General features: G+C 59.7%; 26 protein-coding genes, 1 tRNA gene and 2 pseudogenes. 9 read left to right on the top strand and 20 right to left on the bottom strand.

The window, feature by feature from the left end; translation table 11 throughout:
- Positions 1-37 precede the first annotated feature (37 nt).
- Genes PMI07_RS09070 through PMI07_RS09060 form a run of 3 tightly spaced genes read left to right on the top strand, consistent with a single transcriptional unit; the run spans position 38 to position 4625 of the window.
- The gene (locus tag PMI07_RS09070) at positions 38-997 is read left to right on the top strand and encodes a class I mannose-6-phosphate isomerase (protein WP_007761329.1); all 960 of its coding nucleotides are present in this window, start codon (positions 38-40) and stop codon (positions 995-997) included.
- A complete protein-coding gene (locus PMI07_RS09065) occupies positions 994-3297 on the top strand; it encodes a glycosyltransferase family 4 protein (RefSeq protein WP_024163685.1) in 2304 nt (767 codons plus the stop codon). The genes PMI07_RS09070 and PMI07_RS09065 overlap by 4 nt, the downstream gene beginning before the upstream one ends.
- Before the next feature lie 29 nt (positions 3298-3326).
- Positions 3327-4625: a glycoside hydrolase family 130 protein gene (locus tag PMI07_RS09060; RefSeq protein WP_037086079.1), complete on the top strand. Its 1299-nt coding sequence runs from the start codon at positions 3327-3329 to the stop codon at positions 4623-4625.
- A 143-nt stretch (positions 4626-4768) separates the two neighbouring features.
- Here PMI07_RS09060 and PMI07_RS35300 read toward each other — a convergent pair whose 3' ends face one another.
- The 4 genes from PMI07_RS35300 to PMI07_RS09045 all read right to left on the bottom strand — a co-directional run bounded on the left by PMI07_RS35300 (position 4769) and on the right by PMI07_RS09045 (position 7469).
- A complete protein-coding gene (locus PMI07_RS35300) occupies positions 4769-4936 on the bottom strand; it encodes a hypothetical protein (RefSeq protein ID WP_007767991.1) in 168 nt (55 codons plus the stop codon).
- A gap of 74 nt (positions 4937-5010) precedes the next feature.
- A complete protein-coding gene (locus PMI07_RS09055; RefSeq protein ID WP_007767992.1) occupies positions 5011-5403 on the bottom strand; it encodes a hypothetical protein in 393 nt (130 codons plus the stop codon).
- 71 nt (positions 5404-5474) lie between these two features.
- Positions 5475-7103, bottom strand: coding sequence for a chaperonin GroEL (gene groL / locus PMI07_RS09050; RefSeq protein WP_007759694.1), 1629 nt, complete (start codon positions 7101-7103; stop codon positions 5475-5477).
- Between the two features lie 48 nt (positions 7104-7151).
- Positions 7152-7469: a co-chaperone GroES gene (locus PMI07_RS09045; protein WP_037086076.1), complete on the bottom strand. Its 318-nt coding sequence runs from the start codon at positions 7467-7469 to the stop codon at positions 7152-7154.
- Between the two features lie 742 nt (positions 7470-8211).
- On the opposite strand from PMI07_RS09045, the gene PMI07_RS34830 reads away from it, so the two are divergent.
- Positions 8212-8907 (top strand): hypothetical protein, encoded by a 696-nt coding sequence (locus tag PMI07_RS34830; RefSeq protein ID WP_007759698.1) that lies wholly within the window; start codon positions 8212-8214, stop codon positions 8905-8907.
- 53 nt (positions 8908-8960) lie between these two features.
- Here the strand turns inward: PMI07_RS34830 and cysN are convergent, their stop codons facing one another.
- The 3 genes from cysN to PMI07_RS09020 form a co-directional block, all read right to left on the bottom strand.
- Entirely contained in the window at positions 8961-10868 is a 1908-nt protein-coding gene (gene cysN / locus PMI07_RS09030) for a sulfate adenylyltransferase subunit CysN (protein WP_007759700.1), read from the bottom strand.
- Positions 10868-11794 carry a sulfate adenylyltransferase subunit CysD gene (cysD, locus tag PMI07_RS09025; RefSeq protein ID WP_024163684.1) on the bottom strand — a complete coding sequence of 309 codons (927 nt, stop codon included), beginning with the start codon at positions 11792-11794 and terminating at the stop codon, positions 10868-10870. Before cysD ends, cysN begins: the two co-directional genes overlap by 1 nt.
- A gap of 187 nt (positions 11795-11981) precedes the next feature.
- The gene (locus PMI07_RS09020; RefSeq protein ID WP_007759601.1) at positions 11982-13112 is read right to left on the bottom strand and encodes an acyltransferase; all 1131 of its coding nucleotides are present in this window, start codon (positions 13110-13112) and stop codon (positions 11982-11984) included.
- Between the two features lie 573 nt (positions 13113-13685).
- Between PMI07_RS09020 and PMI07_RS09010 the strand changes: the two genes are divergently transcribed.
- Entirely contained in the window at positions 13686-14159 is a 474-nt protein-coding gene (locus PMI07_RS09010; RefSeq protein ID WP_007759602.1) for a nucleoside deaminase, read from the top strand.
- Between the two features lie 401 nt (positions 14160-14560).
- On the opposite strand, the pseudogene purU reads toward PMI07_RS09010, so the two are convergent.
- Positions 14561-14713 (bottom strand): annotated as a pseudogene (gene purU, locus PMI07_RS34820) (formyltetrahydrofolate deformylase); the annotation flags it as partial.
- A gap of 63 nt (positions 14714-14776) precedes the next feature.
- A pseudogene (locus PMI07_RS09000) lies at positions 14777-15298 on the bottom strand (ABC transporter substrate-binding protein); the annotation flags it as partial.
- A 293-nt stretch (positions 15299-15591) separates the two neighbouring features.
- On the opposite strand from PMI07_RS09000, the gene PMI07_RS34815 reads away from it, so the two are divergent.
- The gene (locus tag PMI07_RS34815) at positions 15592-15732 is read left to right on the top strand and encodes a hypothetical protein (protein ID WP_007759608.1); all 141 of its coding nucleotides are present in this window, start codon (positions 15592-15594) and stop codon (positions 15730-15732) included.
- A gap of 66 nt (positions 15733-15798) precedes the next feature.
- Here PMI07_RS34815 and PMI07_RS08995 read toward each other — a convergent pair whose 3' ends face one another.
- On the bottom strand, positions 15799-16821 hold the full coding sequence (locus PMI07_RS08995; protein ID WP_007759612.1) for a DUF808 domain-containing protein: 1023 nt from the start codon (positions 16819-16821) through the stop codon (positions 15799-15801).
- Between the two features lie 102 nt (positions 16822-16923).
- On the opposite strand from PMI07_RS08995, the gene PMI07_RS08990 reads away from it, so the two are divergent.
- Positions 16924-17532: a DnaJ domain-containing protein gene (locus tag PMI07_RS08990; RefSeq protein WP_037086057.1), complete on the top strand. Its 609-nt coding sequence runs from the start codon at positions 16924-16926 to the stop codon at positions 17530-17532.
- Between the two features lie 277 nt (positions 17533-17809).
- Here PMI07_RS08990 and PMI07_RS08985 read toward each other — a convergent pair.
- The 9 genes from PMI07_RS08985 to PMI07_RS08945 all read right to left on the bottom strand — a co-directional run bounded on the left by PMI07_RS08985 (position 17810) and on the right by PMI07_RS08945 (position 23828).
- Positions 17810-17885: transfer RNA gene (locus PMI07_RS08985), tRNA-Phe, on the bottom strand.
- A gap of 166 nt (positions 17886-18051) precedes the next feature.
- Complete coding sequence (gene yacG / locus PMI07_RS08980) at positions 18052-18261, bottom strand: DNA gyrase inhibitor YacG (RefSeq protein ID WP_007759617.1); 210 nt, start codon at positions 18259-18261, stop codon at positions 18052-18054.
- Between the two features lie 121 nt (positions 18262-18382).
- Complete coding sequence (locus PMI07_RS08975) at positions 18383-19003, bottom strand: Maf-like protein (protein ID WP_007759619.1); 621 nt, start codon at positions 19001-19003, stop codon at positions 18383-18385.
- A gap of 25 nt (positions 19004-19028) precedes the next feature.
- A complete protein-coding gene (gene infA / locus PMI07_RS08970; protein WP_007759621.1) occupies positions 19029-19247 on the bottom strand; it encodes a translation initiation factor IF-1 in 219 nt (72 codons plus the stop codon).
- Positions 19248-19399: 152 nt separating this feature from the next.
- Positions 19400-19879 (bottom strand): low molecular weight phosphatase family protein, encoded by a 480-nt coding sequence (locus PMI07_RS08965; RefSeq protein WP_007759623.1) that lies wholly within the window; start codon positions 19877-19879, stop codon positions 19400-19402.
- A gap of 2 nt (positions 19880-19881) precedes the next feature.
- The gene (locus PMI07_RS08960) at positions 19882-20355 is read right to left on the bottom strand and encodes a UPF0262 family protein (protein WP_007759625.1); all 474 of its coding nucleotides are present in this window, start codon (positions 20353-20355) and stop codon (positions 19882-19884) included.
- Between the two features lie 3 nt (positions 20356-20358).
- Positions 20359-21672 (bottom strand): histidinol dehydrogenase, encoded by a 1314-nt coding sequence (gene hisD, locus PMI07_RS08955; RefSeq protein WP_007759627.1) that lies wholly within the window; start codon positions 21670-21672, stop codon positions 20359-20361.
- Between the two features lie 67 nt (positions 21673-21739).
- Complete coding sequence (locus PMI07_RS08950) at positions 21740-22174, bottom strand: DUF2948 family protein (protein ID WP_007759635.1); 435 nt, start codon at positions 22172-22174, stop codon at positions 21740-21742.
- A 451-nt stretch (positions 22175-22625) separates the two neighbouring features.
- The gene (locus PMI07_RS08945) at positions 22626-23828 is read right to left on the bottom strand and encodes an MFS transporter (protein ID WP_007759641.1); all 1203 of its coding nucleotides are present in this window, start codon (positions 23826-23828) and stop codon (positions 22626-22628) included.
- Between the two features lie 254 nt (positions 23829-24082).
- Here PMI07_RS08945 and PMI07_RS08940 point away from each other — a divergent pair, with 254 nt between their 5' ends.
- Entirely contained in the window at positions 24083-24961 is an 879-nt protein-coding gene (locus PMI07_RS08940; protein ID WP_007759643.1) for a LysR substrate-binding domain-containing protein, read from the top strand.
- 135 nt (positions 24962-25096) lie between these two features.
- Here PMI07_RS08940 and PMI07_RS08935 read toward each other — a convergent pair whose 3' ends face one another.
- A complete protein-coding gene (locus PMI07_RS08935) occupies positions 25097-25681 on the bottom strand; it encodes a glutathione binding-like protein (protein ID WP_007759646.1) in 585 nt (194 codons plus the stop codon).
- Positions 25682-25806: 125 nt separating this feature from the next.
- On the opposite strand from PMI07_RS08935, the gene PMI07_RS08930 reads away from it, so the two are divergent.
- On the top strand, positions 25807-26175 hold the full coding sequence (locus PMI07_RS08930) for a helix-turn-helix domain-containing protein (protein ID WP_007759648.1): 369 nt from the start codon (positions 25807-25809) through the stop codon (positions 26173-26175).
- Positions 26176-26193 lie beyond the last annotated feature (18 nt).

Below are 26193 nucleotides of genomic sequence, written 5' to 3'. Positions count from 1 at the left end.
TCACCCCGATCTTAGCGGCAAGATCCAGGAGGCCTCCATGACATTCGAGCACGCCGACGTGCGAACATCTTCCAAACCGTGGGGCAGCCACGATCTCAGACCCTGGAACCGAAGCGGCAACAGCGAAACCGCAATCGGTGAACTCAGCTTTGATCGCGCCGAGACCCATGCCGCCGATCCAGCCTTGCTTCTCAAACTGCTCTTCACGAAGCAGACACTGTCGATTCAGGTCCACCCGGATGACGCCTTCGCGCAGACGATGGGGATGGCCAACGGCAAGACCGAAGCATGGTATGTGCTGTCTGCGGAAGACGGCGCCCAGGTCGCGATCGGATTGAAGCGGACGTTGACCCGGCAGGAGTTGCGAAGCGCGATCGCTGATGGATCGATCGCCGATCTTGTCAAATGGCAGGCCGCGGAGGTTGGCGATGTGTTTTTCATTCCAGCCGGAACCATCCATGCCATTGGCGCCGGTCTCGTCATTGCCGAGATCCAGCAGAGAAGCGATACGACATTCCGCCTCTTCGACCACGGGCGGTCGCGCGAACTCCATATAGACCAGGCGGTTGAAGTGGCCGACCTGGAGCCGGCGAAAACGGACAGGATGCCCATGCATCTGACCGTCGAGCGAATGAAACTTGTATCCTGCGCTTTTTTCGTCATGGAACGGATCGATCTTCCGCCGGACGCGAACTGGGAATTGCAGGCGCAGCACGAGACCTGGGGCCTGGTCACCGCCGGAGGCGCTACCATAGGATCGATGCATGCCGGTGTCGGAGATGCATTCTTTGCCGAAGCGGACCGAGCCGTCATCAAAGTCGGGCGCCATGGACTGACGATCCTGTTGGCCTATGCCGACAGCGCACCTCAGCCCGGCCTGCTGCGCGATCTCGACGATCGTAAACCTGGCCCTGCGATCCACGATTTAGTGCAGGTGGGTGCTTCATCAAGAAAACCCGCCAGCTTGCCGCTCCGCTCAATGGAGGGTCACCTATGACCAGCTTCAGGAATACCCATCTCAAGAATATTGCCTTCATCGGCAACTCACTGCCCCGCCGCTGCGGCATCGCGACCTTCACGACCGACCTGCAGCAGGCCATTTCAAAATCACCTGCCGGTGTGGAGACCGCAATCGTCGCGATGACGGACCATGGTCATGCCTATGATTATCCCGCCAGCGTCTGGCTTCAGATCCCCGACGAAAGTCGGCAGGATTATATCCGTGCGGCGGAAGCTCTGAATTCCGGTCGGTTCGATGTCGTCTGCCTTCAGCACGAGTTCGGCATTTTCGGCGGCGAGGCCGGCAGCCATATCCTGGCGCTGCTTTCGCGGCTCGAGATGCCGATCGTGACCACGCTGCACACGGTGCTCGCGCAACCCAGTCCGGCTCAACGGCGCGTCCTCACCCAGATCGTCGACACATCTGCGAAAGTCGTGGTGATGGCGGAAAAGGGCCGGGCGCTGTTGCGTGAGGTGTATGGTGTCCCGGTTGAGAAAATCGAGGTGATCCCTCACGGGATTCCGGACATCGCCTTCTGTGAACCAGACCTGGCAAAGACGAAGCTCGGGTTCGAGGGCCGGTCCGTCATCCTGACATTCGGGCTGCTGTCGCCCAACAAGGGCATCGAGATCATGATCGATGCGATGCCGCTGATCCTGAAGAGCCAGCCCGACGCCGTCTATGTGGTGCTTGGCGCAACCCATCCCAATCTCGTCCGCAACGAAGGGGAAGCATACCGTGAAAGCCTGGTTGCCCGAGCGCTGGATCTCGGGATTGAGAACCACGTCGTCTTCCTCGACCAGTTCGTCGACCAGGCAACGCTCCTGGACTTCATTTCCATGTGCGACGTCTACGCCACCCCGTATCTGAACGAGGCGCAGATGACGTCGGGCACCCTGGCCTATAGTTTTGGCCTGGGGAAGGCGGTTGTTTCGACACCCTATTGGCACGCGCGCGAACTTCTGGCGGATGGACGCGGGATCCTCGTTCCCTTCAGCGATGCGGAGACAATCGGCAGAGAGATTGCGACTTTGCTCACCGACAATGCCCGGCGAACCGCCATGCGCGTGCGAGCCTATGCGAGCAGCCGGTCGATGACCTGGCAGAGAACGGCGGAGCGGTATCTCTCTCTGTTCGGGGACGCGACCCAGCGCAGGTCTCGCCCCAACGCACTCGTGTCGGGTAGTAGCTATGCCTCGGTGCGAAAACTTCCTGCCTCTCCCGAGCCGCAGCTCGCCTATCTTCTTTCGATGTGTGACGACACCGGGCTGTTCCAGCATGCCGTCCACTCGGTGCCCGACCGCTCGCATGGTTATTGTGTCGACGACAACGCGCGCGCCCTGCTTCTGACGGTGGCGCTCAATACACCGGGTGAGAAGCTCCTGCCGGAACCGTTGACGGCACGCTTCGCATCCTTCGTGCAGCACGCCTGGAATCCCGACAAAAAGCATTTCCGAAACTTCATGGGTTTCGATCGCCGCTGGCTTGAGGACAAAGGTTCCGAAGACAGCCATGGCCGAACGCTATGGGCTCTGGGAGAATGTGCCCGCAGCGATATCAGTCCCTCCCGCAGACGATGGGCTGCCGACTTGTTTGCCGAAGCCCTGCCGACGGCCGAAGGTTTTCTCTCGCCGCGCGCCTGGGCCTTTACGCTGCTCGGGCTGGACGGCTATTGCGCGATACGCGGGGACGACATCTTCGCCAAACACCTGCGGCTGCTGTTCGCAGACCGTCTGATGGATCTCTTTGCCCGCGTGGAGACGGAGGACTGGATCTGGTTTGAGGAAGGTCTCTCCTATGACAATGCTCGCCTGTCTCAGGCGCTGATCTTGGCCGGGCTTGCCAGTGACACGCCTGCTTACGTCGCCGCCGGGCTGAAGACCCTGCGTTGGCTCATGACCTTGCAGACGGCCCCCCTTGGCCATTTCAGGCCGATCGGAACGGATGGTTTCCTCGACAGGCGAATGCCGCCGAAGGGATTTGACCAGCAGCCCGTCGAAGCCGCGGCCACCATCTCCGCCTGCCTTGCCGCGTGGCGGGCCGACCACGACAGTGAATGGAAAGACGACGCAGCACGCGCATTTGCCTGGTTCCTGGGCAGCAACGATCTGTCGCTGCCGCTTGTCGATCTCGACACAGGCAGTTGCCGAGACGGACTGCACCGCACCCGTGTCAACGAGAACAGAGGCGGTGAATCCGTCGTCTCCTATCTGCTGGGGCTGTTGGAGGTTCGCAAGCTCGCGCGCATAAGCGGCCATCCCGCAACATTCGTTCCGCTTCAAGCCCTGAGTGCTTGAAGTTCAATCCAGGTAAAATCGAGATCCCTTTGTCACAAGCCACTTTTCTGAACCGTCAGGCCCTTTTCCTGCGTCCCGATCCCACGCGCGTCGTCGTGCGCCCGTTCAAGCCCGCGACCGAGCCGCGGGATCTCAATCCGACCGACAAGACCCGCGCGAACCACATCGTCGATCGGGTTCTGGCGCTCGACCAAGAAACGACGGAAAGCCTGCTCGCCGACGTCCTGGAAAATTTCGAAGGCCGCCACCGGAACCTGCTTGCGACATTTGAAAATCGGGCGAGCGACATGGAGGAGGCATTCGCGCCTCATCTCGAGTTCACCAAGGTGCAACGTCAGCTCATCGGCGCCTATTTTCTGCATGAATATTCCTTCGAAGCATCGGCACTTTTCAACCCCAGCATCGTCGTCCATCCGGATCAGTCCGGAGTGTCCCCGGGCAGTCGGCGGTTCATCCTCAGCCTGCGCGCCGTGGGCGAAGGGCATGTATCCTCGCTGACATTTCGAACCGGATTGATCGCGGCGGATGGAAGCGTGGAAATTGAACCGACGGCACGGCTCGCCTCCACTCCGACGGTGCACACTCGGATATCGGACCCGATCGGCGAGCCCGTCGAACTGAGCTTCAGCGCCCAGCAGCATATCAGCGAGCGGGTGATCTTCCCCATCACGCCGGCGCAGTCGAATGGCATCGAGGATGCGCGCTTCGTGGCGTTCGAGGATAGCGGGCAGACGAAGTTCTACGCGACCTATACGGCCTATAGCGGCAAGGGCATCCGCTCCGAATTGCTGGAGACCAGCGACTTCATATCCTTCCGGATGACCCCGCTCGGAGGGTCGGCGGCCAGAAACAAGGGAATGGCCCTGTTTCCGCGCAAGATCAACGACCGCTACGCGATGATGGGACGGCAGGACAACGAGAACCTCTATCTCATCTATTCCGACGACCTCTATTCCTGGGATGGAGGGCAGCTGATCCTGCGGCCCAAATTTCCGTGGGAATTCGTTCAGATGGGAAACTGCGGCTCGCCGATCGAGCTCGACGAAGGCTGGCTGCTGCTGACCCATGGCGTCGGCGCCGTCCGCAAATATGCGATCGGCGCGGCGCTGCTCGACAAACAGGATCCCTCCAGGGTCCTCGCCCGCTCGCGGGAGCCGCTGGTGCGGCCGGAACCCTCGGAGCGGGAAGGCTATGTGCCGAACGTCGTCTACACCTGCGGCGCCATGCGCCACAACGACCTGATCGTCCTGCCATACGCGGTATGCGACACGTTCTCGAATTTCTCGACGATCAAGATTGCAGATCTTCTGCGGACGCTCGACGGCTGAGCGATTTCATTCCGCCGCCGTGGCGCAAGCGACGCGAACCTTCAGCGATCGGTCTTCGCAAAAAATCCCGGGTGTGGTCAGGCCACACCCGGGATTGCCTATGCGTGGACACCGCCTGCTTCTGAGGCAGATGCGGAATAATCTCAGATAAGACGGTCGTCTTCCTTTGCAGGCAGAGGACGGCGACGCGCGCTGTCCGCTGCCGATTTCTTATGTCCTTCGACGGCGACCTCCCGGACCTCGTCGAGGCGTTTTTTTTCGATCTCCGGCGACAGGGGTTCTTCAGCGACCTTCTTTTCGAAACGGATCATGGTGTCATTCTCCTGTTTTGCAGATTAAGGATGCGCCCCGATGGTGGGGCGCCAAGGCGAGATCGAGGAGACGGTTAGACAGACAGGGCGGTGCTGCAGCCTTCGGCAACACGGCTGTCGGCCGAGGTCTGGCCCGGCATGGTGGCCCAGCCGCCGGCTTCGATGAACTGCCGCTTCCTGTAGCTGTCGGGGATGGCCTTGAGTTCGGTCAGTTTTGTCGCGGCATCCGGTGCCGCATTGAATCGCTGGACGCAGATGGCGGAAGCGAGTTCGCCCCGAGCCGTATCGCCTGCAGTCACCGCCGACGCGCGCGACGAGCCACCCGTCACCCAGCCGCCCCAGTTGAACCCGACGATGATGGTGGCGATCACCGTGATGAAGCACGCCCACACGAGAACTGTCTTGCTGGGCTGGTAACTGTCGAAACGCTGGGCGATCGAAACCTTGCCGCTGCTTTGCATGGCCATTGGAATATCCCTTTATGGATGTTGCGGGTCCGCTCGCCGGTGGCGCCGGCCGAGCGGTTCAGGCACTGCTCTCAGTATCCCATCCCGGCCATGCCGCCGTTGCCGGCTGCAGGTTCCTTCACGGGCATGTCGGCGATCATTGCTTCGGCGGTGATCAGAAGTGCCGCAATCGAGCCGGCGTCCTGAAGGGCGGTCCGAACCACCTTGGCGGGATCGACGATGCCGGCCTCGATCATGTCGACATAGGCCTCCGTCTGCGCATCGAAACCCTCGTAGGGGTTCTTGCTCTCAGCCAGTTTTCCGATGACGATCGAGCCTTCGGCGCCGGCATTGTCGGCGATCTGGCGGATCGGGGCTTCCAGCGCCCTGAGCACGATCGAAATTCCCGCCGTCACGTCGGCATTCTCCCCGGTCAGGCCGGTCAGAGCCGATTTTGCCCGCAGCAGTGCAACGCCGCCGCCCGGGACGATCCCCTCCTCGACCGCCGCACGGGTGGCGTTCAGGGCGTCGTCGATCCGGTCCTTCTTTTCCTTGACTTCAAGTTCGGTCGAGCCGCCGACACGGATGACTGCGACCCCGCCGGAGAGTTTCGCCAGCCGTTCCTGCAGCTTTTCCTTGTCGTATTCGGAGGTCGTATCTTCGATCTGCGCCTTGATCTGGCTGATGCGCGCGGCGATCTCGGCTTTTCCGCCGGCGCCGTCGATGATCGTGGTCGTATCCTTCTCGATCAGCACGCGCTTGGTGCGGCCGAGCATGTCGAGCGTGACATTTTCCAGCTTGATGCCGAGATCCTCGGAGATCATCTGGCCGGAGGTCAGAACGGCGATGTCGTCCAGCATGGCCTTGCGGCGATCGCCGAAGCCGGGCGCCTTGACGGCCGCGACCTTCAGGCCGCCACGCAGCTTGTTGACGACCAGTGTCGCGAGAGCCTCGCCTTCGACATCCTCGGAGATGATCAGCAGCGGCTTGCCGCTCTGCACCACGGCTTCCAGGATAGGCAGCAATGCCTGGAGGTTACCGAGCTTCTTTTCGTGGATGAGGATATAGGGATCCTCCAGCTCCACGCGCATCTTCTCGGTATTGGTCACGAAATAGGGCGAAAGATAACCGCGGTCGAACTGCATGCCCTCAACGACATCGAGTTCGGTCTCGGCCGTCTTGGCCTCCTCGACCGTGATGACGCCCTCGTTACCGACCTTGTCCATCGCGTGGGCGATCATCTCGCCCACGGTCGCATCGCCATTGGCGGCGATCGTGCCGACCTGGGCGATCTCGCTCGATGAGCTGACCTTGGTGGCGCGCGCCTTGATTTCCGCCAGCACCGCCGTAACCGCAAGGTCGATGCCGCGTTTCAGGTCCATGGGGTTCATGCCGGCGGCAACCAGCTTGGCGCCTTCGCGGAAGATGGAGGCTGCAAGCACCGTTGCGGTCGTGGTGCCATCGCCGGCAAGGTCGTTGGTCTTGGACGCGACTTCGCGCACCATCTGCGCGCCCATGTTCTCGAACTTGTCGGCAAGCTCGATTTCCTTGGCGACCGAAACGCCGTCCTTGGTGATGCGCGGCGCGCCATAGGACCTGTCGATTACGACATTGCGCCCCTTGGGGCCGAGCGTCACCTTGACGGCATTGTTGAGCGTTTCGACACCACGGAGCAGGCGGTCGCGGGCGTCGGTGGAGAAGATGATTTCCTTGGCAGACATGGTCTGGTCCAGTTCGGTTTTGAGATGAGGGGGTCGGAATGCGACGGATCAGGCAGCCTTGTCGGCGAGTGCTCCGGTCTTCTCGACGATGCCCATGATGTCGGCCTCCTTCATGATCAGAAGGTCTTCACCGTCGATCTTGACCTCGGTCCCGGACCATTTGCCGAACAGGATGAGGTCGCCGGCCTTGACGTCGAGCGGGATGAGCTTGCCGCTTTCGTCACGCAAGCCGGGGCCGACGGCGATCACTTCGCCTTCCTGCGGCTTCTCCTTGGCGGTATCGGGAATGATGATCCCGCCCTTGGATTTGAGTTCGCCTTCGGCGCGACGGATAACGACGCGGTCGTGGAGTGGGCGGAATGTCATGAGAATCTTTCTGCTGCCCGCGCATAGGGCGGCCGCCATCTCTATATAGCTCTTCTGGCACTCGATTGATAGGATTGCCAAATAATATTTTTCCCATAACCGAAGAGTTTCCGGAATCGAAAAATTCGTACTTTTGGATTAAGACAAGTATTTCTGGAACGCAAAGAATAAATATCTTTTCCGATATTATGTAATCTTCAGAACAATCCTTTAAATTTCTTCATGCCCATACATAAAGCGTTTCACTCGACCATCGATCCAGTGAATGCGCTTTTGCGGATTCCTCCCCTTTCATACTCGCGCGAGCGTATCTCCAACCCCAGCGAGCTTTGATCGACCCGGCGGTCTTTGTCATCCGTTTTGCGTACCAGGCTTCGGAGAGACATCTACCAACCCGCTGCGTGCCACAGGCACATTAGCGGGACGGCTATTTTTCGTCCTCGACTGACCGTCTTGGCAAAGCGGTAGGCTTCATCCGAGCCGCAGATCCTTACCAGGTTCCACGGCAGCGCCAGAACCTTTCCTTTCCCTTTCCAAAAACGACCAGTGCTCTACGTTTCTAATGACGACAAACCGGGTGCCGGGGGCTTCAGGGGGCCGCCCCGGATACACTGGTTCCTTAGGAGTTCGCCGATCTATGCAGCCTTACGGCTTGAGACAGGAATCGCCTCTATGCAACCATGAGGCCTAATCGACATATCCACGGTTGTTTTCTGATCCAACCGTTGATATCGGAGTGCTTATGAAACACCCTAATTGCTGGCACATCATTTCATATCCTAGAAGCGGCAACCATGCCGTTCGTGCAATCATTGAACGCTTTAGCGGGAGGCCCACACTTGGATGTCCTGGGGCGGAAAGAGATGACCCACCAATTTTTTTTCGAAGGCAAAACCAACGTCTGAAGCTGATCGAAATTCGTGATCAACAATGCATTGCAAGGAAATCGCATTTTCTTCGTGAGTTTATTAAGCACGATGAGCAAGAAACCGAAGCCGGCATCATACTCATCACCAGAGATCCGCTCGAAGCGATCACTTCGCACATTTACTCCATGGTAATTCCGCGTCTTCTCAGCAAACGGGTAAAATGCTTCGTCGCGGTGCGAGAAGCCGTGGACGACTACCTGGGTCCAGTTTTTGTATTTCGCGCTATGCATGATCGCAAGCGTATCCACATCTGTTATGAGGATTTCATCCGCCCAAACTCTGGTGTCCCTGCAAAACTCTTACAGTCGATGGGGATCAATACCATCCCAAGCGAAGCGGAAGTCGCCGAAACACTATTGCTCGCCTTTGATAGCCTTCAAAGACCTGGTCGCGCAAAGCGCGACCAGTACGTTGTCGAAAGGATAAAGAATGAAATTTCCAAGCGACTAAATTACAGTCAAGTATTGACGCTTGCGCAATTCCATTCGGGAGATCTGACTATAATATAGTCAGATCGGGATCATTTGGACAATAAGGATGTGAGAACTAGGTAGGCCAAATGCTATACATCATCAATGCGAGCTTTTACAAAATTCAATACATCTTCCGCTAGATCTTCCGCGCTCCGGCTAATCGTATCGAGCAGAAGCTCGGGATTCTCCGGGATCTCATAGGCACTATCAATACCGGTGAAGTTCTTGAGCTCGCCGCGACGCGCCTTGGCATACAGCCCTTTCGGATCGCGCTCCTCGGCGACAGAAGGAGGCGTAGAGACGTAAATTTCGACGAACTCCCCTTCGGCCACCAGCTCGCGTGCCAATTGGCGCTCGGCGCGGAACGGCGAAATGAAGGAAACCAGCGTAATGATGCCCGCGTCTACCATAAGCTTCGCCACCTCGGCGACACGGCGGATATTTTCGACGCGGTCGGCATCCGTGAAGCCGAGATCTCTATTCAGCCCGTGGCGTACGTTGTCGCCGTCGAGCAGATAGGTGTGATGGCCGAGACCAAGCAGCTTCTTTTCCACCAGATTGGCGATTGTCGACTTGCCCGCACCGGAAAGCCCTGTGAACCAGAGGACCATTGGTCTCTGGCCCTTGATCTCCGCACGTGTCTCCTTAGAAACGGTTATAGCCTGCCAATGGACGTTGGTCGCCCGCCACAGACCATGGTCGATCATGCCAGCGCCAAGCGTCAGGTTGGTCACCCGGTCGATCAAGATGAAGGCGCCCATCGGACGATTGGCGCGATAGGAGTCGTAGGCGACCGGTTCGCTGGTGGAGATATTCACGACGGCCACTTCATTGAGCTGAAGCGTCTTCGCGGCAAGCCTCGCGAATGTATTCACGTCGGTCTTGTAGCGAATGCCGGTCACGGATGCCGTGACGGTATGCGTCCCAATCTTGATCAGCAACCGACGGCCGGGGATCAGCGCTTGCTCGCTCATCCATATCAGCCGCGCCTGGAACTGGTCGGCCACTTCAGGACGCGATGTTGGTGGACAGAGTATGTCGCCGCGCGAAGCGTCAATCTCGTCGTCCAGCGTCAGCGTGACGGCTTGGCCAGCAATGGCGAGCGGCAGTTCGCCGTCATAGGTGACGATGGATTTAACCCTGGCGCACTTGCCGGATGCGGCAACGACCAACTCGTCGCCCGGGCAAACGGCGCCGGACGCAATGGTACCGGAAAGCCCCCGGAAATCCAGGTTTGGTCGGTTCACCCACTGGACTTGAAACCGGAAAGGCATATCCGGCAGATTGTCGGAAACATCGACGGTTTCCAGGTGCTCGACCAACGTCGGGCCTTCGTACCAGGGCATGTTGGAACTACGGGTAAGAACATTGTCCCCATAGCGCGCCGATACCGGGATCGCTTGCAGCGTTTGAAAGCCTAAGTCCGCCGCAAACTCCCGGTAAGCGGCAACGATGCCATCGAAAAGCTCTTGGCTGTAGTCAACAAGATCGATCTTATTGACGGCCAGCACGACGTGCCGAATCCCGAGCAGCGACACGATGAAAGAATGACGTCGCGTCTGGGAAAGGATGCCTTTGCGCGCGTCGATGAGTATAACGGCGAGATCGGAGTTTGACGCACCCGTAGCCATATTGCGGGTGTACTGCTCATGGCCAGGCGTATCGGCGACGATGAACTTTCGCTTGCCGGTAGTGAAGAAGCGATAGGCCACGTCGATCGTGATACCCTGTTCGCGCTCGGCCTGCAAACCGTCGACCAAAAGGGCGAGATCCAGGTCCTCGCCCGTCGTGCCAAACCTTTTCGAATCCCTTTCGATACCAGCAAGTTGGTCCTCGAAGATGAGCTTGGTGTCGTAGAGTAGACGGCCGATCAGAGTCGACTTTCCGTCGTCGACGCTGCCGCAGGTCAGAAAGCGCAGAAGGTCCTTATTGTCCTGGGCGCACAGATATTCGGCGAGAGCTCGGGCGTCGAGCTTCGCATCAACGGTCGCATTCATCAGAAATATCCCTGGCGCTTTTTTCGTTCCATCGAGCCCTGGTCGTCATGGTCTATCAGCCGCCCCGAGCGTTCAGAAGTGCGCGCCACCAGCATCTCCGCAACGATTTCCTCGACGGTGACCGCCGCCGACTCGACTGCGGCCGTCAGGGGGTAGCAACCGAGAGTACGAAAGCGTACCGATTTCATCTGCGGCTCTTCACCCGGCTGCAGCGGCAGCCGTTCGTCATCGACCATGATCCACTGCCCGCCCCGTTCGACGACTGGACGTTCGTCCGCGAAATAGAGAGGGACGATCGGAATGTTTTCGAGCAGGATGTATTGCCAGATGTCGAGCTCGGTCCAGTTCGACAGCGGAAAGACCCTGATCGACTCCCCGGGCTTCACGCGGGTATTGTAAAGGTTCCAGAGTTCCGGACGCTGGTTCTTGGGATCCCAGCCGTGGTTGGCAGTGCGAAAGGAAAAGATGCGTTCCTTGGCGCGGCTCTTCTCCTCGTCGCGACGGGCGCCACCGAAGGCCGCATCGAAGCCTCCCGCATCAAGCGCCTGCCGCAGCGCATCTGTCTTCATGATGTGGGTGTAAGCGTTCGATCCATGTTCGAACGGATTAATGTTGTCGCGCAGCCCTTCGGGATTGGTGTGCTTGATCATGGTTAAACCTCGCTCCGCCACTAGGCGGTCGCGGAACTCAATCATTTCCCGAAACTTCCAGGTCGTGTCGATATGCAGGAGCGGAAACGGCGGCTTGGAAGGGTAAAATGCCTTCGCTGCCAAATGCAGCATTACCGACGAATCCTTACCGACCGAATAGAGCATCACTGGGTTTTTGAACTCGGCCGCCACCTCGCGCATTATGAAGATTGACTCATCTTCCAGCCGCTTTAGATATCTCGACTTCTCCAATTTATCGAAGCACACAGTCTGCATATTAAGACTCATAATATTCCAGCAAATACCTTGCGTTCAACTCGCCCCGCCCGGCAATCACAGCCGACGATGCTTCCTTTCTCGGACCTCCTCGAGGCTGACCGACACCTTTGTTCACTACTCGCATGAGAGACCTTATTTTCAGGCCTAACATCGCGCTGCCTTCCAAAGAAAATGGCGGGCCCCATCACTCCGATCTCGCCTTATTCACCAACCCCACAAAGCGGGAGAATTTATGGCCGAAGCTGATAGCGTAATTATCGATATATCTCGTGAAAAATACCGACGCAACGATGGTTACAAGCAGGTATATAGCCAGGGAAAAGGTAAGCCCTAAAGGATAAACACCGAACAAGACGATAGCATAGCTGGCAACTGAACAAAGAACTATGAAATGAAGCAGGTATAGAGAATAGGATATTTTTCCCAAGAATTGCGAAACTGAAGATTCTAGGAGCGCTTGAGCAATTCCTGCTCTGCATACCGCCGCTACCAGAAGAACAGCCCCAATGGCATTGTAGGCAGTGTTAGCTGCCGGGAAGCTTGGCGCCCAGAAGAACGGGCCGCTGCTGGATTGATAGGCACCAAAAATCAGGCCCAAGACAGCAGAACAAACTCCAGCCAAGACTGACATACGCAGGTAATTCATTGCCGCACCCGCAAAAAAACACAAGAAGAAGATAAAGTCGTTTGGCTTGAAAACAACAATACCCAGGGAGCAAACGGCCAAAGCTAGAAGATTGCCCTTTTTCGACGGCGAAAGAGCGAGGGTACCCAGCAATAGCAGCGATCCGAGGAATTCTACTTTCAACGACCAGACAGGGGGGATCAGAACCGTCGATCCCATCAGACCGCCATATAGACTCGCCCTCAGTAACGTTAGGATAGAAACATCGCGCTTAAAATATTCTGCGAACCAATCCGACGAAGAAATCGCCGCCGCTTCATGGTTCCAATTGAGACCCGCCGCTAGAATCATCCAAGATAAGAGGCTTGCGGCAGCAATTGGGATGTTGAGCCTAAAATATCTTCCCCAGGCGCGCGAACGCACGCTCGTGTATTCTCCGTCGATCGCAGGCTTACTTAGAACGAAGCCGGAAAGCACAAAGAATATCAAAACTGCGAAATGACCATTGAAAAATATGGTTGCTGGCGGACTACTGAGGACCCACTCGACAACGGTCATTCGCTGCACATCTACTTCCCCGGCAGGATAGCCGTGTCGCATTAGCGCAGGCCAGAAAGCGTGAACAAAATGGGATAGAGCCACAACTAGGGAGGCTATCCCCCGCAGTCCGTCCGCCGCCCGATTTCTCATTTGCATATAGCCACTAGAACCACCGGGAAAGTCGACAAGTCCGGCATCTTAACCTTGGAGCCCCCGTCGCGGCGTACTCGCGTTCTTGCCAAATTCATTCGGATAGTCAACCATAAACGGCTGCCATGCTGTTCAAGGTACAATATCTTTCGCCAGAGGAAGGCGCGATTTTGTTCCAGCATTTTGGCGATCGCCGCCGTTTTCGGGTGTGCCGGGTTCAGCTTGTGGGGGTAGCGCCCCCAGACCGCCACCGCGGCTTATCCGTTCGTGTCCTGGCGAAGCCCAAGCAATCTTATTTCTCGCAGCTTCAATACAGCACCAGTGATTCCCATGGATGCCGGGTTGCGGCCGCGCAATCTGGCTGGGTGATAGATCGTGTACCTCAGAATTATTGGCGATGACGTATTTAGAGATCGAGCCAACGAGCTTGGCTGTCTATGTCCGTTTTGCGCAATAGGAGAGATCCACGCCGGCCTCTTTCCCAGCCAGCATCTTCAGTCTGATTTGCAGCCCCTAGGAAATCCCGTCGATTCAAGACAAAATCATCCCGCTCTAGTGTTTGGGGAGATTTCGATGGAAAGCCACGAGCCGTTTTTACAAGAGGCGATTGCACTCTCGAAATCCGCGATGGAACGCGGCGACGAACCGTTTGGCTCAGTGCTGGTGAAGGACGGTGAAGTAATCCTGCGCGCCGAAAACAGCGTCTTCACCGGCCGCGATATGACGAATCACGCCGAGATGAACCTGATTAAACTGGCGGCGCAACACTACGACACTGCTTTTCTTGCTGACTGCACGCTTTACACCAGCACCGAGCCTTGCGCGATGTGCGCCGGGGCAATTTACTGGTCGGGCATTGGGCGTATGGTGTTTGCGTGCTCCGAAACGCGGCTTGGCGAAATCGCAGGGATCGGGTTGAACGTGCCGAGCCGGGCGGTGTTGCAAACCGGCGCGCGCATCGTCACTGTGGTTGGCCCGACGAACCTTGAGGACGAAGCCGCCGAAGTACATCAGGAGTTCTGGCCGAAGCATCTGAGCAAGGCATAGTCTCTTTCATCCGAAATACCGCTGGCGGCACACCGAGGCGGTCTGCTTCTGGTGCCCGCCGCATCCTCTCAAATGGGGCCTTCACTCATTGCCGCGCGATGCTTTGCAACTCGGCTCAAACGTTGAAGCCTTCCTCAAATCTCTTAAGCCTTCTTCAGCATCATAAATATCAGGAACGGCGCCCCTATCAGCGCCGAAACCAGACCCGCCGGGATCCGATAAGGCGATACGATCGTGCGCCCAAGGAAGTCGGCAGCCACCATGAGGCTCCCGCCGATGAGAGCTGCACCGACCATTTGCGGCAATGCGCGCGTCAATGCGTCAATGTATCGCGAGTTCAGATATCTTCGCCTTGAGAAGAGCCGAACGTTGGTTCCGTGCAACTTCCTTCTCGTCGATGATCAGCCCATGCGCTCCGACGCGTAGGAACCGGGGCTCGACGGGAAGACGACGGTGCGGTTGCCGTTGATGAAGGTGCGGTGATGGATATGGGCGTGGATGGCGCGGGCGAGCACCTAGCTTTCGACGTCGCGGCCGAGCGAGACATGGTCGTCGACACCCATCAAGGCACCCGGCTCCACCTCCGAGATATAGTGCGAAATGAGGTCGCCGGCGCCGCCGGATATGGCCTTGTTGAGAAACGGCTCGATGATCGCCATGGCGTCAATGCTGCCGCCGCGCAGGGCATCGGCACCGTTTGCCATCGGCACTTCGACGACCTGTATCTTCGACGTATCCACCCCCTTCTGCTTCAGCCAGTATATCAGCATCAGGTGCAGATTGCTGTTGATGCCCGAGACGGCGATTTTCTTGCCGGCGAAGTCCTTGGGCGATGATATGCCGGAACCCTTGCGGGCGACGATGCCCACGTCGGGATGGTCTGGCGTCTCTCTAGAAATCGCACCGAGCGCGACGAGATCGAGGCCGTTCTGGTTTGCCTGGAGTATCCCGAGCGGTGACGCGAAGCCCACATCCACGCTTTTTGCGACGAGCGCCGCGGCATGATCAGAGGGCCGGTTCATAGGGGTGAAAGAGACGTCGAGGCCGTTCTTCTCGAACATGCCCTTATCCTTGGCCACGAACAGCAGGTCGAAATGGGCGCCTGGCAGATAGGCAACTCTGACCTTCGTCTGCGCCATGGCGGGCAATGAAAGGCACAGGCCAAAAAGCAGCGCAAGCTGCAGGCGACGGATTGTCCCGGTTAGGCGCATGTGCATGGTCTCCTCCAATATGCCGCTTGCACAACATTCGACAACGAGAGTTTTACGGGTGGCATTCAACTGCAAGAAAATCGCTCGGATTCGTTCACATTGCGGAATTATACGCATTGGAAGCACGCCCGGCCGACGCCTCTTCGCCCGTCATGGTTCTGCAAACCTAGCGCTGCGAGGACACGATTTGGGGAAGGATCGAGTTCAGGCGGTGAGAAGGCATGCGATATCGCGCCACGGTTTTCGAGGCGGGCAATCTGCCGGAGCTGAAAACCAGCTACGGCTATTTTGTCATTTTGGCAGTCATCGCCGTCATGTGCATCGCACTTTTCATCCGCTTTAAGCGCGCTCGCCGGATATGACGCCTTGCGTGATGCCGTGCACCGCCGAGCCCGTCGGTAACAGCTGCCTGCCGATGGCCGCAGCGTTCATTTTTTCCCGTCCGCCAGGGCCTCTTTCCGCCGGCGGCGCGGCAGGAGCGATTTGAGGTATCGCCACATCGGCGAGATAACGTAGCCGGCGACCGGAATTGTGATCAAGCCGGCGATAATACCGATGACGCCCGCTCCTGCGGCTTCGATAATCCAGCGCAGCACGGACGCCAGAGCGGGAATGGCATGTGCGGTCACCTCCCCGGCATCATGGATGAGATGCGCAAGACCGCTGACACCATAGGCTTCGAGGCCGTGAACGATGATGCCGCCCCCGACCCAGATCATCGCGGCCGTTCCCACGATGCCGAGCACTTTCAGGAAATAAGGCATGCCGGTGACAAGCCCTCTTCCGAGGGCGCGCACGAACGGTCCCACCGGAGGCGCCGTCTGGGCACGCGCCATCATCAACCCCAGATCATCGGCCTTCACGATCAGCCCCACGCCGCCATAAACCATGGCCGTTATGCTCAGCCCAACGACAGCAAGGATGAAAGCCTGCGTGAATACGCTGCCTGACGGCACCGCGGCGAGCGTAATCGCCATGATTTCGGCCGACAGGATAAAATCTGTCTTGATCGCGCCGGCAACCTTCTCGTCTTCGAGCGACTGGGCGCCGAGGCTTGACGTCTCGAGTGCCGTTTCATGGGCGTGGGCAGCGTGCGGTAGCAGGGTTTCGTAGACTTTTTCCACACCCTCATAACAGAGATAGAGCCCACCGATCATTAGCAGCGGTGTGATCGCCTGAGGTGCGACAAAGCTCAGGAGGAGCGCCGCGGGAAGCAGGATCAGAAGCTTGTTCTTCAGCGAACCGAGCGCGATCTTGCCGATGATCGGCAATTCGCGTGCAGCCGAGAACCCGGTGACGTAACGGGGCGTGACTGCCGCATCATCGATGACGACGCCTGCCGCTTTCGCGCCCGCCTTGGCAGCTTGGCCGGCGATATCGTCGAGCGACGCTGCTGCCACTTTCGCCAATGCCGCGATATCATCCAGAAGGGCGATCAAGCCGACGCTCATTCGAGCCTCCGTCCAAAAAACCGATAGCAGACCAACTTGCGACAATCCCCTCCGAAGCGCCGGCGCATTGCGCTTTTCCTTCACACCGCCATATAAGGCGCGATGACCTCTGATTCAAAGATATTCGTGGGCCTGCGGTCCACCCGCAAAAAGCCCACTCCGCAGCACGAACCAAGTGGCCCTAAATGCCAATGGGACGGATGCGAAAAGAGTGGTACTCACCGCGCTCCTGTCGGACGGGATGCTGAAGGGTTGTATCTGCCGTTCTGTCCTGAGCATATCAAGGACTACATCAAGGGTTATAATTTCGCGACCAATCTGTCTGACCCGTTAATCGCTCGCTATCAGAGGGAAGCGGCAAGCGGCAGCCGCCCGACTTGGGGTACTGGTATCAGTCGGACGTCGGAGATGCCCCTCCCTTCTACCGCACGTTCGGGCTCCGCAAAGGCGACGAACGCACGTAAAAGCGCTGCACAACGCCAAGCGGCAAGAGCGGATCTTCAGCGACGGAAGCTCAAGGTGCTGGAAGCCAAGGCTTTCGAGACACTCGGTCTTTCGCCGGATGCTACGCCGGAGGAGATCAGAAGCCGCTACAAGCAGAGGCTCAAGATGCACCATCCGGACGCAAATTATGGAGATCGCAACTCCGAGGACCAGCTTCAGGCGTCGATCGATGCCCACAAGATCCTGAAGCTCAACGGCTTCTGCTAGATGCTCACGATGGCAACGACGACAATCTCTGCTACGGCAGCAGCAGCAGCGTCTAGAATGGTACGGACGAACCGGCTGTTCCGGCAGGACGGCTGATCGATTTGCCACCGATCGAGACGCGCGGCCGCCTCTTTCAGACTGTCCAATTCCTCGGCCGACAGGGGCCGATGACATAGGCGCGCCGCCCATCCCTGAACAGGCTTGCGTGGCCCGAAAGGGTTACCCATGTCTCAAGAATAAAACCTAACCATATGCCCAGAATGGGCCGGGGAGAAGATGGTGCCCGGAGGCGGATTTGAACCACCGACACGCGGATTTTCAATCCGCTGCTCTACCAACTGAGCTATCCGGGCATCGAGGCCTCTAGAGCCTTCCGGCCGAGGCCGGCGGGGGCAATCCCCCGGAGCGAGCGGGGTTATAACATCTTGTTCGGCCATGTCCAGCGCCAGAACCCACTTTTTTGACAGGTTTGCGAAAATCGCAAATTCCTGAACAAAAACAGGCACCGCCTGCCCCGGTTCAGTCGTCCGAGCCATCGGCCTTGGTCTGGTCCTCCGAAACCGGGATGGCGTAGGAACCCGTCAGCCAGCGCGACAGGTCGAGCGTGCGGCAGCGGTCGGAGCAGAACGGATAGTTTTCGCGCGAGGATGGCTTGCCGCATTCCGGGCAGGGTCTCGTTTTCCTCAGCGGTTCAACCTTGCCGCCGGTCTTGATCGGTTCGGATGTCATCTTTGAATACTCCTTAGTTTGCGCGGCCTAGCGCATTCTACGGTGGGATATCGCCAGGGGCAGCGCTCGCGGCCTGCAGCGCGTCCCTCGGCCTACTGTCAGGCAGCCATCAGCCCGCAAATCAGCCCTCTGGCCAGGCAGCCGCCACGTCGAAGCCTTCGCCGGCCAGAAGTCCGGTCACCTCGAAAAGCGGCAGGCCGACCACATTGGTATAGGAGCCGACGAGCTTCTGGACGAAGGATCCGGCAATGCCCTGGATGGCGTAGGCGCCTGCCTTGCCGCGCCACTGCCCCGACGCGATATAGTTTTCGATCTCGCGGGTGGAAAGCCTTTTGAAGCGAACCTTGGTCTGCACGACCTTCTGACGGAACTGGCCGCCGGGGGTGATCAGGCAGATGCCGGTATAGACCCAGTGGCCGCGCCCGGAGAGCAGATGCAGGGCGGAAGAGGCCTCCTGCGTATATTCGGTCTTTTCGAGAATGCGGCGGCCAACGGCGACCACCGTGTCGGCCGACAGGATATAGCTGTGCCGCCAGGCGGGATCGTTGCGGATGGCGCCGAGCGCCGCTTCCGCCTTCTCGGTCGAAAGCCTGCGGGCGAGCGAGCGCGGATGTTCGGATTTCTTCGGCGTCTCGTCGATATCCATCGGCATCAGCCGCGCCGGCACGATGCCGGCCTGGTTGAGGAGGTCGAGACGGCGCGGAGAACCGGAGGCCAGTATCAGCTTTTGTTCCAGCGCCATGAGAGCCCGCCGCGGATGATATGAATTACTTGAAGCGGTAGGTGATGCGGCCCTTGGTCAGGTCGTAGGGCGTCATTTCGACAAGCACCTTGTCGCCGGCGAGAACACGGATGCGGTTCTTGCGCATGCGGCCTGCGGTGTGGGCAATGATCTCGTGTTCGTTTTCGAGCTTCACGCGGAACGTCGCGTTGGGCAGGAGTTCGGTCACGATGCCCGGGAATTCGAGGACTTCTTCTTTAGCCATCTATAGGTTTTCTTCCTGTGTTGGGTTGGGCCGGCAACGCTTTTCGCGCCCGCCCGGAAATTTGCGCGGAAACTACACAATCATGTCCGCTTTGTGAACCTCGCTTGCGCGCTATTCTCAATGTCGTTTCAAGCAGCCTCTGCGGGGCCGTTTCAGGCAGTCTCGGCCGGGTGCCGGCTGATGCCCGAAAGACGCTCCTCGATCAGCCGCCAGAGGTGATCGCGAACCTCCCGATAGGCATCGAGCATCTGCTCGCGGGTGCCGGTCGCGGCGGTCGGATCCATGGTCGGCCAGTAGACCACGTCCACGGCATTGGCACGGGTCAGTTCCAGCGCGGCATGGTGGGCTTCCGGCGTCAGCGTGACGATCAGGTCGAAAAAATCGTCCTCGAGCTCTTCGAGCGTGCGCGGCTGATGCCGGCCGATCGAAAGCCCGACCTCCTCCAGCACCGCATCCACGAAGGGATCGCGCTCGCCGGAGCGCACGCCCGCCGACTGGATGTAGATATCGGGTGGCAGCAATCGCTTTGCAATGGCTTCGGCGAGCGGCGAACGGATGACGTTGAAGCCGCACATGAAAAGGATGGCGCTCGGCTTTTTGGCTTTGGTCGCGGGGGCGAATTCTGCCTCCATGCTCAGCCGCGCCAGTAAAGCACGCAGACCAGCGTGAAAAGCCGGCGCGCCGTATCGAAATCGATGCGGATCTTGCCGTCGAGGCGGTCCATCAGCGTCTGCGAGCCTTCGTTGTGGACGCCGCGGCGGCCCATGTCGATCGCCTCGATGCGGCTGGGCGTCGAGGCGCGGATCGCCTCGTAATAGCTCTCGCAGATCATGAAATAGTCCTTGATGATCCGCCGGAAGGGCGTCAGCGACAGGATATGGGTCGCGACCTGCTCACCCTTGTCCGTGGTGATGCCGAGCACCAGCTTGCTGTCGACGAGCGAGAGTTTCAGCTTGTAGGGGCCGCCGGCATGGCCGAGCGGCTCGAAGGAGTTTTCCTCGACGAGGTCGAAGATGGCGACCGCCCGCTCATGTTCCACATCGGGCGTCGAGCGTCCGATCGAGTCGTCCAGAACGACATCGTAGAGCCGGTAGACCGCTGCCCCCATCCGTCAGCCCTCGTCGTCGAGGGGCAGGCCGTTCAGGCGGATGGCGACGGAACGGGCATGGGCATCGAGCCCTTCGGAATGGGCGAGCGTGATCGCCGCCGGGGCGAGCTGGCGGAGCTGGTCGGGGCCGAGCCGCAGGATCGAGGTGCGCTTGACGAAATCGAGCACCGAAAGGCCGGAGGAGAAACGGGCCGAGCGCGCCGTCGGCAGCACGTGGTTGGAGCCGCCGACATAATCCCCGATCACTTCCGGCGTATGGCGGCCGATGAAGATCGCGCCGGCATTGCGGATGCCGGGCAGCAGCGCATCGGGATCGGCAACAGCAAGCTCCAGGTGCTCGGCGGCGATGCGGTTGGCGAGCGGCAGCGAGGCATTGAGGTCCGGCACCAGGATGACGGCGCCGAAATCACGCCAGCTCGCCGCTGCGGTTTCCGAGCGCGACAGGGTCTTCAGCTGGCGCTCGACGGCCGCCTCCACCGCCTTGCCGAGTTCGGCATCGTCGGTGACGAGGATCGACTGGGCGCCGGCATCGTGTTCGGCCTGGGCGAGCAGGTCGGCAGCCAGCCAGTCCGGATCATTCTCCTTGTCGGCGATGACCAGGACTTCCGAAGGGCCGGCGATCATGTCGATGCCGACGGTGCCGAAGACATGCCGCTTGGCGGCCGCCACATAGGCATTGCCGGGGCCGACGATCTTGGCAACCGGGGCGATCGTCTCGGTGCCATAGGCGAGCGCCGCCACGGCCTGGGCGCCGCCGATGCGGTAGATTTCGGTGACGCCGGCAATGCGGGCGGCGGCGAGCACCGCCGGGTTGATCTTGCCGCTGCTGGCCGGCACGACCATGACCACACGCGGCACGCCGGCAACCTTTGCCGGCACGGCATTCATCAGAACCGAGCTCGGATAGCTCGCGGTGCCGCCTGGAACATAGAGCCCAACCGCCTCGATTGCCGTCCAGCGGGAGCCCAAGCCCACGCCGATCGCGTCCTCGTAGATATCGTCCTTCGGCATCTGCCGGGCATGGTGGCGCTCGATCCGTTCGGCGGCGAAAGTCAGGGCGTCGACGACTTTTCGGTCGGTCTCGGCGAAGGCGGCGTCGATCTCGGCTTCGGTGACCCTTATCCCGACCTTGGCGAGGTCGATGCCGTCGAAACGGGCGGAATAGTCGATCAGCGCCTGGTCGCCGCGGGCGCGCACATCATCGATGATGGCGCGCACCACAGTGTTCACATCTTCCGAGACCTCCCGCTTGGTCGAGAGAAATGCGGAAAACTTCGCCTCAAAGTCCTGCGACGCCTGATCCAACCAGATTGCCAAGCGGATATCCCTTCCAGCTCAAAAAACGATGTTATCCCGGTCGGGCCATTGGGGCAAAGGGGCCAGATCAGGGATGACGGGGCTTCGACGCCGTTTCCCATGCGCCGCCGACATCCGCAAGAGCAACTTCGATGCATTCGACATCGAGCGCAATCGTCGATTTGCCGGAAAGGACCAGTTCGATCGTGCCTTCCGGGCCGTCACCCTTCTGCGAGAAGGTGATCGCCAAAAGCGACAGGACCTCGTCCGTGCGGCCGCGGTTGATGCCCGTCGAGCGCACCGCTTCGACCCGCTTGAAGACGATGGCCGCGCGGTGGCGCTCGAAACCCTTGCGTTGCTTGGCGGCCGCATTCTCCCAGGCGAAGCGGTTGGCCGCGAGCGAGAAGTTCTTCTCGGCCTGCGACCAGCGCACGTCGCCCACCTTGAAGACCGCATCCTGCATATGGGCGGAAATGACGCCCAGGTCGTCCGTATCGAGGGCCAGCAGCTTCAAGTCGGTCATGGCTTCCAATATCCATCCAGAGGCGCGCGTTCACGCGAATGTTCTTAAGACTTGAGATAGGATGTGGCGAGGCAAGAAGCAACGGCGCGGCGCAAGACGGAATGCACCTTTATCCGCGCCGACGGGCGTGTCGGCACGGTTCAAAGACGGGAATGGGGCAGGCAGGGCATCGGGTAGTGATATGAGGTAGGTTTCCGCCTGCCCCGATCGTCTCTTGCGGTTTGCGGAGGATTTCCGAGCCCTCCCTCGCCGCATTCACGACCATCATCGAAACCGGGATCTTGCGAACCTTCGTGAGGCAGCCGGTTCGCGAACCCGGTTCCCATCCGATGACGCGGTTATTATTGCCCGCCGCCTTGGCCGCGGGGATGTCGGCGGGGCTAAAATCTGCCAAGCCTTTGATGAAACACGATGCCAAATGCCGTTTGGCCGCATTTCGTCCCCGGGGTCCTCAAGGGGACTGCAGGCGGAGCGTGCGCCGGTGCAGCAGCAAAAGGCCGAGGAGCGCTGAAAAGGCGAAGATCGAGATGGCCAGGGCCAGCCACAGGGCGGCGTGGGGACCGGCGGAGATAAGGATGGCGGTGAATGCCGGTGGGGCGGCGGCGAAGGCGAAATTGAGGGGCACGGCGAGCTGCGCCGAGGCGCGGGCGTAGGAGCCGGCGGGGAAAATCTGCAGCGGCAGCGTGGCGCGGGTGACGGCCGTGATGCCGCTGGCGAGGCCGTAGAGCGCGGCGAAAAGCATGGCTCCGGCAAAATTGCTTGTCAGCAGAAGGACGATGAAGCTCAGCGGGAACAGGGCCGAGGCGGCAAGGCCGGTGACGAAACCAGACCAGCGCCGACCGCCGAGGAAATCCACCAGCCGCCCCGCCCATTGGGCGATGCCGATGAAGGCCGCGGCAGCCAGCGCGCTGGCGTGATCGAGGCCTTGAGCCTCGAACAGGATGATAATGGTGAGGGCAAAGCCCCAGGTGAAAAAGCCGTTGGCGGCAAAGCTCATGGCCAGCAGGACGAAACTTGGCCGGTCGATGGCGACAGGCTCGCCCGACGTTTTCGCGGTCAATTTTTCCCCTGGTTGGCGGGCAAGCGTCACCCAATGCAGCGGCATGCAGACGAGCGCCATGAGGGCGGCATAGGTGAGCGTCGTTATGCGCCAGCCCCACTCGGCCTGCAGAAGCCCTGTCAGCGGCCAGACGATGGTGGATGTCAGCCCGCCGGCCAAGATCAGCACGCCGAGCGCCTGGCGCGCCTTCTCGCCGGCGATCTCGGTCAACGCGATCTGCGCCGGTGTGGTCAGCATGCCGGCACCGGCAAGGCCGAGAATGATCCACGCCAGGAGATAGGCCACCGGGTCATGGGCCAGGGCCATGACCAGCAGGCCTGCGGCACCCAGCGGTGATCCCAGAACCATGATCGGGCGGGCGCCGTGGCGCTCGAACATGGCGCTCAGCGGCCAGGAGACCATGGCCATGACGACCAGCATGACCGTCGGCCCTGCCATGACCATGGGGAGCGCCATGCCCAGGTCGCCGGCCATGGCGGGCCCCGTCACCGCGGGCAACCAGAACGTGGCGCCCCAGCCGATCAGCTGGGTCAGCGACAGGGCGGCAACGGCACGGACTGTAGGCGAGCGGAATTGACGTGGAAAGGAAATCATCAAAGACCTCGGGGCACGAGCGGGTTTGCTTCTGAAAAGGAACGGGAAAGAGCGGCGCTTGCGTCAGGGAGCTTTTGAGACGGCAGGTTTAATGAAAGTAATGCGGCCTCGGCGACTACTCATGCTATGGCTTCGGTGTTGGGGTAGAGTGATTTAAGCGCATCCCCCGTCCTCAAGGGCTGTTCAGCTTCGCTTGTGCTGGATTTTCGTCTGGTGCTCAAACGAAGAGTTCGAGGGGAGAATGAGGAATATTCATGCAGGGAAAGCATCGCGTCTCTCTCAACGCCGTCCGGGTGTTTACGATCGTCGCCCGCACCGGGAGCCTGACAGCCGCCGGCGCTGAACTCGGCGTTACCTCCGGTGCGGTGAGCCACCAGCTCAAGAAGCTCGAAGACGAGCTTGGGGTGACCTTCTTCCGCCGGGGTAGCAACACCGTTTCCCTGACCGATGCGGGACAGCGGCTCTATCAGGAGGTCGCGCCGGCGATCGGGCTCATCGAGCGTTCGGCCGATGCACTCTATCGCGACGAAACCGAAATCAGCGTCCATGCGACGACGTCGCTCGCACTGCGCTGGCTCATTCCGTCACTGGACCGTTTTCGCGCTCTCTGCCCAGAGGTGCGCGTCCGGGTGGAGACCGGTTCGGCACGAAGTTTCCCCGCCGTCCCGGACAGCGATGTCAGCATCCGTCATTTCCGCATAGGGCAAACGGCCGAAGGATGGGAATTCCTGGCGCGCGACCTGAGGCGCCCGGTTGCTTCTCCGAGCCTGCTGGCAAGAGCGACCGGCAACGGGAAGATCACCGTTGCCGACCTGCCGACGCTTCAATGCTCCGTCGGCAACTGGGACTGGAAGCTCTGGTGCGAGACGTCCGGCATCTCGCCCGCAGATCTTTCCATCACCCATGAATTCGACACGGACGATGCGGCTCTTCACGCCTGTGTCGCCGGTCTCGGGATGGTGCTCGCGCCGACCATCCTCACGGGACGGGAAACAGGATCCGGCGCTTTGGTGGTGCTGCCCGGATACGAGCCGGTCGAAGCCGGAACATATCGTTACCAGCGCCGCTCGGAATCGAGAGTGGTGCGGCAATTCTGCGGCTGGATGGATAGCGAAATGCGGAACCTCGAATGACAGGGTTTTGCGTTCGAAACGGTCGCTTAAACTCCATGGCCATCGGTTCAGGCGTGCCCTTCCAGACCAGACGGACCGCTTATCGCGATGCGCCTGGCCCGGAACGTGGGCGGTCAGTTCAGGACCGCCACCCGATCAGCCGAGGCCTTCTTCGGCGAACGCCTGGATCACGGAGGGTAGCGCCCGCATGCGGTCGAAGCACTTGGCGAGGCTTTCCGGCAGTTCGACGCCGCTCTTGGGCGCGACCATCAGGACCCAGAACAGGTAGCAGTCCGCGATCGTCATCTCGTCGCTCACCAGGAATTGCTTGTCACCCATCTGGTCGGCGAGGATGGCGAAGGCTTTCACCAGCTTTTCGCGGGCCCGCACTTTTTCCGGCTCCGGGAAGTCCCTGAAGAAGGGCTGGTAGCTTGCATGGATTTCGGATGCCATGAAAGCGAGAGCCTCGAGCGCCCGCCACCGGATCATGCCGTCTTTCGGAAGAAGCTTGCCGCTCTTTTCGGCGATGTAGTTCAGAATGACGGGGTTCTCCGTAAGAAACACGCCGTCTTCCAGCTCGAGGGTCGGGATATAGCCCTTTGGGTTGATGGACAGGAAATCGCGACCGTCCTCGGTCTTCTTCTCACGGTTGATGCTGAGGAGCTTGTAGGGAAGCCCGGTCTCGATGAGCGCAATGTGATCGGCCAGACTGCAGGCGGCCGGATAATAGAAAAGGTTCATGGTGGTCTCCTTGTGGTGGACCCATCCCGACGTTTCTGGTCAGAGACAAGGTCTACAATGTTGACCACGAGCATTTATGTGACCTAAAAATGCCCGTCAAAAGCATATCTTTGGGAGTTGGTCAGATGGATGTGACTGTTTCGCACACGGAAGCCGATTGCAGAGGCGTGAGTGAAATCCTCAGCCGGGTCGGCGACAAATGGACGATCCAGGTCGTCGTATCGCTTCGGCTGGGTGCCCTACGGTTCAACGAGCTGAAGCGGCAGGTCGGCGGCATTTCGCAGCAGATGCTGACGAGGACGCTCAAGACGCTGGACCGCGACGGCATGGTCGAAAGAACCGTTCGCCACAGCACCCCGCCACAGGTCGAATACACGCTGACGCCGCTCGGGCACTCTCTCTCGGAAACGGTGCGGCAACTCGCCGATTGGGCGGCTACGCATCGGGCAGAAATCGAGGACAACCGCGTTCACTACGACGCCCGTCAGTCCTGAACCGATCCCGCGCGGCCG

The sequence above is a fragment of the Rhizobium sp. CF080 genome (assembly GCF_000282095.2).
Classification (GTDB): domain Bacteria; phylum Pseudomonadota; class Alphaproteobacteria; order Rhizobiales; family Rhizobiaceae; genus Neorhizobium.
The sequence above is the reverse complement of the archived record's forward strand: the minus strand, read 5'-3'. Positions and strand labels throughout refer to the sequence as shown.

What these genes read in the sequence shown, in the direction of transcription:
- PMI07_RS08940 (WP_007759643.1), top strand. Translation starts at nt 24,083, where the DNA reads ATGCAGGGAAAGCATCGCGTCTCTCTCAACGCCGTCCGGGTGTTTACG.
- groL (WP_007759694.1), bottom strand. Translation starts at nt 7,103, where the DNA reads ATGTCTGCCAAGGAAATCATCTTCTCCACCGACGCCCGCGACCGCCTG.
- PMI07_RS08935 (WP_007759646.1), bottom strand. Translation starts at nt 25,681, where the DNA reads ATGAACCTTTTCTATTATCCGGCCGCCTGCAGTCTGGCCGATCACATT.
- PMI07_RS08965 (WP_007759623.1), bottom strand. Translation starts at nt 19,879, where the DNA reads ATGGAGGCAGAATTCGCCCCCGCGACCAAAGCCAAAAAGCCGAGCGCC.
- yacG (WP_007759617.1), bottom strand. Translation starts at nt 18,261, where the DNA reads ATGACATCCGAACCGATCAAGACCGGCGGCAAGGTTGAACCGCTGAGG.
- PMI07_RS08960 (WP_007759625.1), bottom strand. Translation starts at nt 20,355, where the DNA reads ATGGGGGCAGCGGTCTACCGGCTCTACGATGTCGTTCTGGACGACTCG.
- PMI07_RS09065 (WP_024163685.1), top strand. Translation starts at nt 994, where the DNA reads ATGACCAGCTTCAGGAATACCCATCTCAAGAATATTGCCTTCATCGGC.
- PMI07_RS08990 (WP_037086057.1), top strand. Translation starts at nt 16,924, where the DNA reads ATGACCTCTGATTCAAAGATATTCGTGGGCCTGCGGTCCACCCGCAAA.
- PMI07_RS08950 (WP_007759635.1), bottom strand. Translation starts at nt 22,174, where the DNA reads ATGACCGACTTGAAGCTGCTGGCCCTCGATACGGACGACCTGGGCGTC.
- PMI07_RS34815 (WP_007759608.1), top strand. Translation starts at nt 15,592, where the DNA reads ATGCGATATCGCGCCACGGTTTTCGAGGCGGGCAATCTGCCGGAGCTG.
- PMI07_RS09055 (WP_007767992.1), bottom strand. Translation starts at nt 5,403, where the DNA reads ATGGCCATGCAAAGCAGCGGCAAGGTTTCGATCGCCCAGCGTTTCGAC.
- PMI07_RS08945 (WP_007759641.1), bottom strand. Translation starts at nt 23,828, where the DNA reads ATGATTTCCTTTCCACGTCAATTCCGCTCGCCTACAGTCCGTGCCGTT.
- PMI07_RS08975 (WP_007759619.1), bottom strand. Translation starts at nt 19,003, where the DNA reads ATGGCGCTGGAACAAAAGCTGATACTGGCCTCCGGTTCTCCGCGCCGT.
- PMI07_RS09010 (WP_007759602.1), top strand. Translation starts at nt 13,686, where the DNA reads ATGGAAAGCCACGAGCCGTTTTTACAAGAGGCGATTGCACTCTCGAAA.
- PMI07_RS09045 (WP_037086076.1), bottom strand. Translation starts at nt 7,469, where the DNA reads ATGACATTCCGCCCACTCCACGACCGCGTCGTTATCCGTCGCGCCGAA.
- infA (WP_007759621.1), bottom strand. Translation starts at nt 19,247, where the DNA reads ATGGCTAAAGAAGAAGTCCTCGAATTCCCGGGCATCGTGACCGAACTC.
- PMI07_RS09070 (WP_007761329.1), top strand. Translation starts at nt 38, where the DNA reads ATGACATTCGAGCACGCCGACGTGCGAACATCTTCCAAACCGTGGGGC.
- PMI07_RS08995 (WP_007759612.1), bottom strand. Translation starts at nt 16,821, where the DNA reads ATGAGCGTCGGCTTGATCGCCCTTCTGGATGATATCGCGGCATTGGCG.
- PMI07_RS08930 (WP_007759648.1), top strand. Translation starts at nt 25,807, where the DNA reads ATGGATGTGACTGTTTCGCACACGGAAGCCGATTGCAGAGGCGTGAGT.
- PMI07_RS09020 (WP_007759601.1), bottom strand. Translation starts at nt 13,112, where the DNA reads ATGAGAAATCGGGCGGCGGACGGACTGCGGGGGATAGCCTCCCTAGTT.
- cysN (WP_007759700.1), bottom strand. Translation starts at nt 10,868, where the DNA reads ATGAATGCGACCGTTGATGCGAAGCTCGACGCCCGAGCTCTCGCCGAA.
- PMI07_RS35300 (WP_007767991.1), bottom strand. Translation starts at nt 4,936, where the DNA reads ATGATCCGTTTCGAAAAGAAGGTCGCTGAAGAACCCCTGTCGCCGGAG.
- PMI07_RS34830 (WP_007759698.1), top strand. Translation starts at nt 8,212, where the DNA reads ATGAAACACCCTAATTGCTGGCACATCATTTCATATCCTAGAAGCGGC.
- cysD (WP_024163684.1), bottom strand. Translation starts at nt 11,794, where the DNA reads ATGCAGACTGTGTGCTTCGATAAATTGGAGAAGTCGAGATATCTAAAG.